Below are 11957 nucleotides of genomic sequence, written 5' to 3' on the forward strand. Positions count from 1 at the left end.
CTCGGGTGCTGGCTTTTTTTTTGCCTGTCGTCCGCTCCTGAGCAACCCTGTTTCCGATCTTCCGCGCGTTTTCTCCCTTATTCCATCGCCATTCTCTGGTGTTTAACCGATGCATCGCGCTGGTGATGTGCCTTTCTGTCAGTACGCTCTACCCAATTGCATTTAGGATGCGAAGACGATCACAACAAAGTAAAAACGATGTTTCATTTTCTCTTTATCGCGCAGATAGTTATTAGTGTTTAATGAATTCTTAGTGTCTAGTGTCTAAAAATGAATGGATGCTATGCTGCTCACTACGGTGGAATCCGCTTATGGCTTTGTCCGCGAAAGATAAACTGTTCCAAAACATCATCACGCACTATGCCAGTAATACCCATGGATTCACGGCGCTGGATTGTGCCGGTTTTATTCAGGTCAGCCGTAGCGTTATCAGCCATTACCTTAATCGCCTGTGCGATGAGGGCAAACTCCATAAGCAGAATACTCGCCCTGTCCGTTTTTATATTGATACTCGTCCACAAACTTCGCCAGATGCAGTGATACCGCTCAAGCATGATGATGTTTTTAGTGAACTGATTGGTGCTACAGGAAGTTTGCAGCAAGCCATCTCTTCTTGTCGTTCTGCGGTGAATTATCCTGGTCGGGGGCTACCGATATTGCTCTCTGGCGAGAGTGGCGTAGGGAAAAGCCACCTGGCAGCAATGATTCATCTTTATGCACAGGATCGCGGCATTGTTGCCTTGGACAAGCCATTGGTCGAGCTTAACTGTGCCGACTATGCCAACAATCCTGAACTGCTTTCCGCTACGCTGTTTGGCTATATAAAAGGGGCATTTACCGGAGCCGATCGGGATAAAAAAGGTGCCTTTGATGATGCCGATGGCAGTTTCCTGTTTCTTGATGAAGTGCATCGCTTATCTGCGGAAAATCAGGAAAAACTCTTTTTATTTATGGATAAAGGTTACTTCTATCGTCTGGGAGATAACCGTACTCGCCACTCGGCCGCGATCCGCTTTATTTTTGCCACGACGGAAAATGTCGATACGGTGTTGTTGAATACTTTTCGTCGGCGTATTCCCATTCGTATTGCGCTACCAAACTTTATTTCCCGTCCGCTAACCGAGCGGGTTGCTCAGGTAGAGTATTTTTTACGCCGTGAAGCGAGCGATCTGAACTGCGATATTCATATGGATAGCCTGTTGATGCATCAACTGGTGGCGTCTCCCATTCGGGGAAATATTGGCGAATTGAAAAACCAAGTCAGAGTGATGTGTGCCAGTGCATGGAGTGAAAACCAGCATTCAGAATATATTGCATTACAGCCCCTCCAGCCCGGCCAAATGAATGGCGATACGCTGGTGTTCTCTGCGCGAAAACCTTCAGCTTCCCTCGATATTTCATCACTGTTGCCAAAAGCGATGCGGGATGACGTGATATTCAAAGAGTTTTGTCACAGCGGCAATACCCTACTGTTGAATCGAAAGCTCGAACAACTGCTCACCACGCTTAACTGCACCGTGCAGAAAGAGGAACTCTACAGCGGCTATATCTGGCAAAACACGATGCGGGCCATTAATGAGTTGGAAAATCAAACGGGTATTGAATGTAACGCAGACTATCGAAAAACGGTTTGGCTTTGCCTGCATTACGCCATGAATAATGCCAGTGAAGCGCAATACATCAATGAACTGACGGCCATCACCGATTACGTTTCTGCAAAAGCCAGGCTGCTGGCGCTTGAATGCCTCTGTTTGTTGAAAAAATATGTGACAAACACCGATTATCCTTTGCTGATGCCGCTGCTGAGCTGTGCCATGAACAAATTATCCGGCGATGATGATTTGATTCAGGGCGTGATTGTCTCCCACGGTCGTTCCACGGCTTCCAGTATTGCAGGGATTGCAAACCAACTAACGGGTGGATACTACTTTAAAGCGTTTGATATGCCCAACTCGACCTCGACACGCGAGATCATTGATCTGTTGATTGCCCATCTGGATAGCATCAAACAGCGTGCAGGGTTGATTATATTGGTCGATATGGGATCGCTGAAAGAAATCTATGAGGAAATAAAACTGCACCTTCATGGTGAGTTGTTAGTCATTAATAATGTCAGTACGGCGATGGCGCTGGACATTGCATCTAAGATTCAGAGTCGATTGTCCATGGAAGAGATTATCGACGGCGTAAAAGGCGCCTATGAGGTCGAAACAAGGTATTACGCGGGTATGCTTCCCGGTAATAAAATTATCATTTCATGTATATCTGGTGAGGGGATTTCCAGAAAGCTGAGAGATATTGTATTACGCTATCTGGCCTCTGACACAATAGATATCGTCACAATGGAATATGATGATTTAAAATACAAACTGTCACAGGCCGATCCGGCATTAAATGGCACACGGCTCGTCATTACCACGACTGCGCTTGATGCAGGTTATATCCCCATTATTAGTGTTGAGCAATTAATAAAAGAGAAGTTTGACATCCTGCACAGGGACTATTTTACCGACCTGCTTATCTCCGGTGGAATGGAACCTATGATTGATGAAGTGGTTAAGCTATTTACGGTAGAAGGCGTTGCCGGACGTCTTAATTTCCTTAATCCGGTGATTATTATTGATGAAGTGGAAGCCGTGATTAAGCAGTATGAATTTTTCTACAAAATTCATTTTGAGAGCTATTTACGTATTAATTTGTTTATGCACATTGCGCTGATGATTGAACGGGTCATGGTCAATACTGGCATGTGCCATCGTGATGACTCCGCGCTAACGGCTGAACAGCAGGCGTTTGTCGATGTTCACGATACGTTTTTTCAGGTACTGAACCGTAAATACCATATTGTCGTTCCATTGACAGAAGTGCTGATGATTTATGAAATCATGGAGCCCTGGATTTCTTCAGACCCTACGCCGTAATAATGCGACGCTGACCAATGAGTCAGTGTCGCCTTTCGCCACTTCGCTCTCTGCCACGCCGAACCATACTGACACCTTGCCGCATAAAAATGGATAGCCGGATGGCGTGGCTATCCTCTCTTTTTTATTGACATAAATAGGCGGTCACCGCGTTTCGACACATCGTTGTATGCCGATCTGGACAGTATTTTTAGCGTCTAATAACTGAAATAAAACCCAATAAAAACAATTAAATAATAATCTGGCATGGTAAGTGCATTAATGCTGCCAGTTGCTGTAAATAAATTAAGGAACGCGTTATGCGAGAAGTTTATATCGCCAGCCATGGCCGATACGCTGAAGGGACGGTATCCGCCCTGAATTTACTGATTGGCGAAGATCATGCGATTCAACCTATTTGCGCTTATTGCGGCGATATTGGTTCTACAGCTGAATTGGCTGAGCGTTTTATTGAGATTGCGCAGGAATCGGCGCGGCGTGGAAATGAGTTAGTTATTTTCACCGATATGCAGGGAGGCAGCGTTAATAATACCGCGGTGCAACTGATGGTGAAATACCCACATATGCACGTGATTAGCGGCGCTAATTTGATCATGCTGATGGCATTTTGCATGTCTGAAAACAGCGATACCGCCGCTCGGGTGCGTGAAGCGATCACGATGGCTACAGAAGGTATGCAGTACATGAATGCCGTTCCTGAGCTTCAGGCGGCGCGTGAAGCGAACTTTAGCGCTGAACAGGATGGCTCCGACGATTTCTTTACTACGGAGCTATCGCAATGACGATCATTCTTGAGCCATTAGATGCGCGCTACGAGGCATCTCACCCTCCACTTTCTCCGGTATGGCTCAATGATGCCATTCAGGATGTTTTAAAAAAGCTGGACGAGATGTTGCCGCGCTTTAGCCACACATTTCCTGCCGCCAGCGCCAGCAGTGGGCACTATCCGACGGTTGAAAAGGTCGATTGGACGGAAGGGTTCTGGACTGGCATGTTGTGGCTGGCCTGGGAGGTTACCGGGGATGATAAATATCGTCAGGTGGCGGAAGGGCTGCTGGACAGCTTTGAAACGCGTCTGGATAACCACATCAAAGTCGATACCCACGACTTAGGGTTCCTTTACCTGCTGTCCTGTGTCAATGCCTGGCGCCTAACCGGCAACGAACGCGCCCGTTCACTCGCGCTACGTGCTGCGGAACTGCTGTATCAGCGTTATAACGAAACCGCAGGGGTGATACAGGCATGGGGCGATCTCAGCGATCCTGCGCGGCAAGGACGCATGATTATTGATTGTAACCTGAACGTCCCGCTTTTGTTCTGGGCTGCGAATGAGACGGGAAATACCCGCTATCGGCAAGCCGCACAGCGCCATCTTGCTTTAGCCGCGCGCCATCTGGTCAGAGATGACGCCTCAACGTTTCATACGTTTTATATGGATATCCGCACCGGACGCCCGCTACATGGCGATACCCATCAGGGATTCAGCGATGATTCCTGCTGGTCTCGTGGGCAGGCCTGGGGCATTTATGGCTTTGCGCTGGGCTTTAATTATACCGGCGATGGCGAGCTTCCGGAGTTGTCCCGCAAGCTGGCTCACTATTTTCTCAACCGGCTGCCGGAAGATTATGTCTGTTACTGGGATTTGATCTTTACGCCGCAGGATAACGCGTTTCGAGATACCTCTGCGGCAGCGATTGCCGTATGCGGGCTGGCGGAACTGCTAAAGCAGTTGCCCATTACCGATCCGCTGCGTCCCGCCTATCACCATGCCATCACGCAGATCGCGCAGAATTTGCGCCAGCACTATTTCGCTCATCACACCGATGGGCTGCTGCGCGAAGGTGTTTATAACTTCGGCCGCAATATGGGAATTAACGAGCCCAATCTCTGGGGTGATTACTTTTGGTTTGAAGCCCTGGTACGCCTTACCCGAATCTGGACCCCCTACTGGTAAATTCTAATAACAGGAGTAAATACCATGATTTCACTTATTCGTATTGACGACCGTCTGATTCATGGACAGGTCGCCGTTGTCTGGACAAAACACCTTGGAGTTAACCGCATTCTGGTTGCGAACGATCAGATTGTGAATAACGACGTACAAAAGATGTCGTTACGCATGGCCGCCCCGGATACGGCTAAATGCGCCATTATGACGGTTGCGGATGCGGTTGATGTACTGAATGATGCCCGCTCCGACAGCATGAAAATTCTGCTCATTATCAATAACGCAGCCGATGCGCGGCGCTTGATTGAACAAGTCCCTGCGATAAAAACGTTAAACGTCGCGAACTACGGCCGTATTACCGACAACCTGGCGGCAAAAACGAGAATCAGCGACACCGTGTATGTGACGCCGGAAGATGTGGCTGATTTTCATGCGATTGCTGAACGTGGCGTGGCGGTTGAGTACCAGGTCTTACCTTCACACCCGATAAAAAACCTGATTGAGATGCTGGATAGCGCTCATTAAGCGAGGTCACCATGTTAACAACAGCACTTCTTATTGCATTGGTGATGTATATCGCCAAGTTTGCCGACCACACGCTAGGGCAGCCACTGATTGAACGCCCGCTGATTTGTGGCGCGATGGTTGGGTTTGTTCTGGGGGATTTCCAGCAGGGCATCATCATTGGTGCGACGCTGGAACTCATTTTCCTCGGCACTATCACTATCGGCGGCTCTGTGCCCGCTGACCTTGCGGTCGGCTCGGTACTGGCTACGGCTTTTACTATTTTAACGAAAGCCGAACCCGCCGTTGCCGTCGCGCTGGCATTGCCGATTAGTTTATTGGCGGTCTTTGTCTATCAGGTCGAGAAGCTGGTTTATACCGGTCTGGTCGAGAAATACGATGCGCTGCTTGAAGAGGGCAAAGATCGCGCTGCACTTGGGATGACGCTAGGGATGACGCTGTTCTACGGCGTACCGTTTGCGGTGATCGCATTCTTTGGGGTGCTGTATGGGACGGACGTCATTCGCAGCCTGGTAGAAAGCATTCCTGGCACGGTGATGCGTGGCATGACCGCCGTCGGAGGGATTTTACCCGCTTTAGGTTTTGCCATTCTTCTTCAGGCGTTGTGGAACCGTAATATCGCGGCTTTCTTCTTTATCGGTTTTGCGATGGCCGCTTACTTAAAACTGCCCATCATGGGGATCGCGATTATTGCTGCCTCTGTCGCCGTTTACCTGTGTTTTAACGAGTTCAACCAGCTCAAAGCCAACAAACAGAATGCTGCCACTGCTCCGACGGCTTCTGTAGACGATAAGGATGGGTTCTTCAATGACTGATATCCAAACCAGGCACGTCAGCGAAACAAACAATGCCAGTGCATACAGTGATAACAAGAGTGAGAAAAAGCTGTTTCGCCAGCTGTTCTTCCGCCAGTTCCAACTGCTGGGATCGATGAATTTTACGCGTATGCAAGGGCTGAGTTATGGCTGGGCGCTGGCGCCGATGCTGAAAAAGATCTACCCAGACCCGCACCGTTATCTGGACGCGCTAAAGCGTAACAGCCAGTTTTTTAACTCCAATCAGCATTTATCTCCTTTCATTATGGGGCTAACGCTGTCGATGGAAAAAGAAAACGCCAACAATCCCGACTTTGATCAATCCAGTATTAACGGCATCAAAGTTGCCCTGATGGGGCCGTTTGCGGGGGTGGGTGACTCTTTCTTCTACGGTGTGTTACGTATCATCGCGACGGGGATTGCTATCGGGTTAGCCTCTCAGGGAAACCCGCTGGGTCCTTTGCTTTTCCTGCTGATCTATAACATTCCAAGTTATCTGGTTCGTTACTATGGTGGGGTGATGGGGTATCGGCTAGGGTCGAAATACATTGCGGAAGCGACCCAGTCGGGCCTGTTGGGCTGTATTACCAAAGCCTCGTCGATTATGGGCTTGATGATGGTCGGTGCGATGAGTGCCAGTATGGTGAAATTTACCACGACCTATAACACCACCATCGCCGGACAGCCCTTCGTGTTGCAGGACATTCTCGACAAGATATGCGTTGGCCTCATTCCACTGCTGCTGGTATTAGGGTGTTTCAAGCTTCTCAAGAAGAAGGTCAGCCCTAATCGGGTGCTTATCCTGTTAATTGTATTAGGCTTTGCCGCAGCAGGTATTGGCATCATCTAAATGCATCCTCCCTCATGTGAGGGAGGGGAGCCTTATTCTTTGGTGGAGCGTTAGCGTTGATGTCTGACGCTTTCGCTCGCTTCAGAAACGATAATGAGCAGGAAGGGCAATGGAATTTAAATTGCTGGCTATCGATCTGGATGGCACGTTGCTGACGTCACAAAAAGCAGTGACGCCAGCGACATGCAGAATATTACAAGAGGCTCTGGAAAAGGGCATCCATGTGGCGCTGGTTTCTGGCCGGACGCTGCCCAGCGTATTGCAAATCATGGATCAGCTAGGGCTAGTCGGTTCTCGCTGCTGGGCTATCGCCTGCAACGGTGCGCTGATCTGGAGTCAGGAAAAATCTGCCATGATTAGCGTCCGCGTTCTGGATCATGACGATATTCTGACGTTGACGCATTTTGGCCGCAGTCTGAATCTGGAATGCTACCAAATCGATGGGCAGCAGTTGGTTGCCAGCAGGCCTGTTCTCTCTGATGCGGGTGCCTTGCGGTATTGCCGTATGCCGGTGGTTATCCTTCCGCCAGATTGGGAAACCCATTCCCGACGACAGACGCCAAAAATGATGTTTGTTGAGGGACGAACCACGATAGATTCACTGGCTGGGCGTATCCCTCCGTCGCTTTCTCGTCGTTATTATTTTGTGCGCAGCGAACCTAACTATTTTGAAGTCATGCAGCGGGGCGTTAACAAAGGCACTGCCTGCCAGACGCTGGCCCACTATCTCGCGATTCCCCCCGCGGCTATTCTGGCAATCGGCGATGAGGAGAATGATAGAGAAATGTTAGCGTTCGCCGGTACAGGGATCGCGATGGGGAATGCAGTGCCAAAGATTAAAGCCATGGCAGACTGGGTAACGACAAATAATGACAAAGAAGGCGTAGCCGTTGCGCTTCAACGCTACCTTACCCTGACCGGGGACTCGTGTTGATCGCGAGCCTGCGCTCACCACGTTGTACCTTATAGATAATTAGTACGTTATCGATAAGTAGTACCTTATCGATAAGTAGTACCGTATCGACAATAAAGAGGTGCTTTAAATGTGGGGAAAAAAGTATGTGAAAGGAGTTAATTGATACACATACCTCTATTTTCTACATGTTGTGTGATCCGAGTCTCGCCTAGCGTCTGGGTTGCCGTAGACACTAATAATGAATGTGTTTCTTCTTGAACACATTATTTTAATCTTTTGAAAATAAAAGTTATTTACCTCTTGGCATATCCCTTGCTTATTCCTGTTAGATAATAAAATAAACAGGAAAATAGACGAATCATGAATAGAATCTCTCTGGCTATAATGATGACTACCATTTTCATCACTCCCTCCGTGCTGGCTGCTGTTCCTGACGCTCATGAATTTAACGCTATCAATATATTTACTCGCGATACTGTCGTTAAAAATTTAAAAAAAGATCATCCAAGATTATTGATGACTGGCGAGGATATAAAAATTATCCAAGAGCAGGTTAAAAGCGATGAAGAGATGAAAAAGCTGGTTGATGAGGTAATTAGAAGAGCTGAAGGAAGCCTTAATGAGCCGGTTATTCATTATAAATTGACTGGGAACGATGCATCACCTTCATTACTGGATACATCGCGGAAGGCTATAAAGATTATCCTGGATAATGCATTTTCCTGGAAAATCACCGGAGATGCTCGTTTCGCTAGAAAAGCGAAAGAAACCGTGCTTGCCGTATCTGACTTTCCTGACTGGAATGCGCAATCCCGTTTTCTTGATGCTGGAGAAATGATGTTTGCGGTGGCTATCGGCTATGACTGGCTTTACGACCAGTTCTCCGCCGAAGAAGAGAAGCAAATTCGGGAGGCACTACTTGAGAAGGGAATTAATTGGGGATTAAAAGCTTACGCTGACAAGGATCCCGCCGCGCCCAGCCTGGGGTTTCCGTGGTGGGCGACCAATTGGAATGAAGTCTGCAACGGCGGGGTGCTTGCAGCAGTTCTTGCTACCGCGGAACATTATCCCGAACGGACACGGACGCTGCTCAACAATATTATCCCCTCGCTGAAGATGGGGCTGGATGCCTATAAACCAGATGGCGCGAGTGCAGAAGGCCCCATTTATTGGAGCTACGGTATGACCTATCGCATTATTGCGCAGGAGATGCTGAGAAGCGCGTTTGGTCAGGATTATGGTTTATCGTCAGATACCGTTCTGGAAAAAACACCCTGGTATCGTTTTGCTATTGAAGGTTTCTCTGGTGATGGTTTCAACTACGGTGATGCGGTAGAAGATCAGGGTTATACCCCCGTTTATGCCTGGTTCGGCAATCGCTATAAACAAGATCTCATTATTAATGCTGCCAGAGGACAGATGCAGAAAGCGCTAGCGCGCTCAGCAGCAGGGAAGGTGTGGGGAGAGTTCGATCGCTTTTTGCCACTATTTGCGCTGTGGTATCCACAAGCCGTGAGCGTCAGTGGTGCAACGACACAAGATAACTTTCTGTTTCATGGACCATCAGCGCTTTTTATTTATAAGAAGCAATTTTCAGATGGGGGAAATGTCTGGTTAGGTATTAAGTCTGGTGACAATAAAGCGAATCATGCCCATCAGGATCTTGGCTCTTTTGTTCTGGAATATGATGGTGTCCGCTGGGCTAATGATTTAGGCAAAGACTATTATAATCTCCCCGGTTATTTTGATAATGCCGTGCGTCCATCGTATTTCCGCGTATCTGCCTTAAGCCATAACACGCTCACCTTTGATGGTGACAATCAGGATCCTAATGGCGTGGCGACACTCATTTGGGATGAAAAGCAATCAACGGCAAGGCTTGAATTAACACGAGCCTATCCTCATGTCGCGGAAAATATACTCAGAGAATATCAGTTAGATGGAAAAGCCATAACAATAAGTGATGCAATACAAGGAACCTACAACCCCAAAATATACCGTTGGGCAATGGTGACAACTGCCGAGATCACTATCAAGGGCAATACGGCATTGTTGACCAAAGAGGGTAGGACGATCAACGTGATAAAAGATGATGATTCTGCGGAATTTCGTGTTCTATCGACAAAACCTGCCGATAACCGACAAAAGGACAACGTGGGGACATCCATGTTGGCAGTACAAAAGGAAATACCTGCAAAATCTGATTACAGAATCAATGTCACTATTACGCCATGATCTCTGTAATCTGTTGTTAATCAATAAAAAGGAAACTGTGTATGGATATCTGTTTGAGTAAGAAAAAAGGTGTTTTTTTCTTAATAATTATATTTTTGAGTCTGTTTCTAAGCGTACTCAGAGTAGGACACGCGGCCGTCAATGATAAAGCCTTCCTGCATCCGGGTATGCTTTATACGCAAGCGGATTTGGAGCGGATGAAGGCAGGGGTTAATAATAAGCAGGAGCCTTGGTATACGGATTGGCAACTGCTGCAATCTCACTATTTGGCAAGCGCCACGTATTCAGTCACGCCAAAAGCGGTGGTATACCGAAACGATCCCACAAATGGCAGTGCGGGAAATGGCGAGCTACAGAATAGTGCTTCAGCCGCATTGTCCCTCGCAATTGAATGGGCGATGACAAAAAATCCCGCCTATGCGAATGCGGCGATAAAAATTCTGAATGGCTGGTCAACGACATTGACGGCAATTAAGGGCAACGACGCACAGCTTGCCGCCAGCCTGTATGGCTATAAATTGCTTAATGCGGCTGAGATATTACGCTATACCGGCAGCGGCTGGTCGTCGGCTGATATTGCGCAGTTTAGTAAAATGATGACCAACGTATTTTACCCATTGACCAGCACCTATGGTCAGGTCAATGGCGGTTGGGCGAATGGTAATTGGGATGCGGCCGACACGCTATTTCACCTGAGTTTAGGGGTCTGGCTGAACGATTCTGAATTATATAATAGCGCTGTAACGTATTTTAAACAGGGCGAGGGCAATGGTTCGGTTATCCATTATGTACAAAATGAGAATGGCCAATTGCAGGAGAGTGGCCGCGATCAGGCGCATGCGCAAGGGGGATTAGGCTTATTGGTGATGGCGGCGCAGATTGGTTATAACCAGCGCCAGTATCATACAAGCGGGGCAGATATGGTGAGCTACCCGAATAATAGCTATCCACTGGTTAAGGCGGCGGAATACACCGCGAAATATAATCTGGGATATACGGTGCCCTATACGCCGATTCCTGGTAAAGGTTATACGCTTGCGGATATGGGAAAAGGGCGCGCATGGATCCCCGGTCTGACCATCTCTTCTGCATTTCGTGGCGAATTCAGGCCAATATATCGTGGCATTTTCAGCTTATTCACCGCAGCCGGTGTGTCTGAAACTCAACTGCCTTACACGAAAGAAGTTATCAGTCGTATGCCGATAGGTAAGTTTTATTTTGATCATCCTTCCTATGAAGGATTAATCAATGCGACAGATTCTTCTTCATCCGACAATATGTATATTGTGTTGCAGTCCGTCAGCAAATCTCGGAATAACGATAACACGGGAACGCTGGCTGCCGTCACGGGTGAGTCCGCGCCAATTACCGTAAATGGGGTCAATCCGTCGGTAAATAGTGGGATTCAGGCGGTTTATCTTAATCAAAACAAATTCGCTTTCCGTTCGATACAGACAGGGAAATATATTTCTGCCACCTCGGATGGTCGTTTAGTTGCATCTGCCAACAACGTGACCGACAGCGAATCCTTTATTTATACCGATTCTGGCAATGGTAATGGAACGTTATTGTCCGTATCGAATAAGCGTTTCCTGATTATGGATTCTGATACCTATCAAATTTCAGCGACTGGAACGGGCGTTAGCAATGATAATGGCCGGTGGATGATGTTATATCCCGATCCAACAGCGTTAGGTGTTGTTAAGTAATAACCGAACACGGAACTGGAGTTATCTCTGGTTCCGTC

The 11957-nt window shown here is 47.8% G+C and carries 9 protein-coding genes; all 9 read left to right on the top strand.

The features are described from left to right. Positions 1–311: 311 nt before the first annotated feature. The 9 genes from AB8809_RS01440 (at position 312) to AB8809_RS01480 (ending at position 11919) form a co-directional block, all read left to right on the top strand. Positions 312–2921, top strand: a complete 2610-nt coding sequence (locus tag AB8809_RS01440) for a sigma 54-interacting transcriptional regulator (RefSeq protein ID WP_015842050.1) — start codon at positions 312–314, stop codon at positions 2919–2921. Positions 2922–3220: 299 nt separating this feature from the next. Then, positions 3221–3703: a PTS fructose transporter subunit IIA gene (locus tag AB8809_RS01445; RefSeq protein ID WP_349856648.1), complete on the top strand. Its 483-nt coding sequence runs from the start codon at positions 3221–3223 to the stop codon at positions 3701–3703. Then, positions 3700–4875: a glycoside hydrolase family 88 protein gene (locus AB8809_RS01450; RefSeq protein WP_256599073.1), complete on the top strand. Its 1176-nt coding sequence runs from the start codon at positions 3700–3702 to the stop codon at positions 4873–4875. Before AB8809_RS01445 ends, AB8809_RS01450 begins: the two co-directional genes overlap by 4 nt. Before the next feature lie 24 nt (positions 4876–4899). Beyond that, the gene (locus AB8809_RS01455) at positions 4900–5394 is read left to right on the top strand and encodes a PTS sugar transporter subunit IIB (protein ID WP_015842047.1); all 495 of its coding nucleotides are present in this window, start codon (positions 4900–4902) and stop codon (positions 5392–5394) included. A gap of 11 nt (positions 5395–5405) precedes the next feature. Continuing rightward, on the top strand, positions 5406–6209 hold the full coding sequence (locus tag AB8809_RS01460; protein ID WP_180779345.1) for a PTS sugar transporter subunit IIC: 804 nt from the start codon (positions 5406–5408) through the stop codon (positions 6207–6209). Then, complete coding sequence (locus AB8809_RS01465) at positions 6202–7059, top strand: PTS system mannose/fructose/sorbose family transporter subunit IID (protein WP_015842045.1); 858 nt, start codon at positions 6202–6204, stop codon at positions 7057–7059. The genes AB8809_RS01460 and AB8809_RS01465 overlap by 8 nt, the downstream gene beginning before the upstream one ends. 109 nt (positions 7060–7168) lie before the next feature. Continuing rightward, positions 7169–7993, top strand: coding sequence for a Cof-type HAD-IIB family hydrolase (locus AB8809_RS01470; protein WP_349856647.1), 825 nt, complete (start codon positions 7169–7171; stop codon positions 7991–7993). A 342-nt stretch (positions 7994–8335) separates the two neighbouring features. After that, positions 8336–10210, top strand: coding sequence for a heparinase II/III family protein (locus AB8809_RS01475; RefSeq protein ID WP_349856646.1), 1875 nt, complete (start codon positions 8336–8338; stop codon positions 10208–10210). Between the two features lie 41 nt (positions 10211–10251). Continuing rightward, the gene (locus AB8809_RS01480) at positions 10252–11919 is read left to right on the top strand and encodes an alginate lyase family protein (protein WP_349856645.1); all 1668 of its coding nucleotides are present in this window, start codon (positions 10252–10254) and stop codon (positions 11917–11919) included. Positions 11920–11957 lie beyond the last annotated feature (38 nt).

Origin of the sequence: Pectobacterium aroidearum (genome assembly GCF_041228105.1) — a bacterium.
Lineage (GTDB): Bacteria > Pseudomonadota > Gammaproteobacteria > Enterobacterales > Enterobacteriaceae > Pectobacterium > Pectobacterium aroidearum.

Coding starts and splice junctions, on each gene's coding strand:
- AB8809_RS01440 (WP_015842050.1), top strand. CDS start 312: ATGGCTTTGTCCGCGAAAGATAAACTGTTCCAAAACATCATCACGCAC.
- AB8809_RS01445 (WP_349856648.1), top strand. CDS start 3,221: ATGCGAGAAGTTTATATCGCCAGCCATGGCCGATACGCTGAAGGGACG.
- AB8809_RS01450 (WP_256599073.1), top strand. CDS start 3,700: ATGACGATCATTCTTGAGCCATTAGATGCGCGCTACGAGGCATCTCAC.
- AB8809_RS01455 (WP_015842047.1), top strand. CDS start 4,900: ATGATTTCACTTATTCGTATTGACGACCGTCTGATTCATGGACAGGTC.
- AB8809_RS01460 (WP_180779345.1), top strand. CDS start 5,406: ATGTTAACAACAGCACTTCTTATTGCATTGGTGATGTATATCGCCAAG.
- AB8809_RS01465 (WP_015842045.1), top strand. CDS start 6,202: ATGACTGATATCCAAACCAGGCACGTCAGCGAAACAAACAATGCCAGT.
- AB8809_RS01470 (WP_349856647.1), top strand. CDS start 7,169: ATGGAATTTAAATTGCTGGCTATCGATCTGGATGGCACGTTGCTGACG.
- AB8809_RS01475 (WP_349856646.1), top strand. CDS start 8,336: ATGAATAGAATCTCTCTGGCTATAATGATGACTACCATTTTCATCACT.
- AB8809_RS01480 (WP_349856645.1), top strand. CDS start 10,252: ATGGATATCTGTTTGAGTAAGAAAAAAGGTGTTTTTTTCTTAATAATT.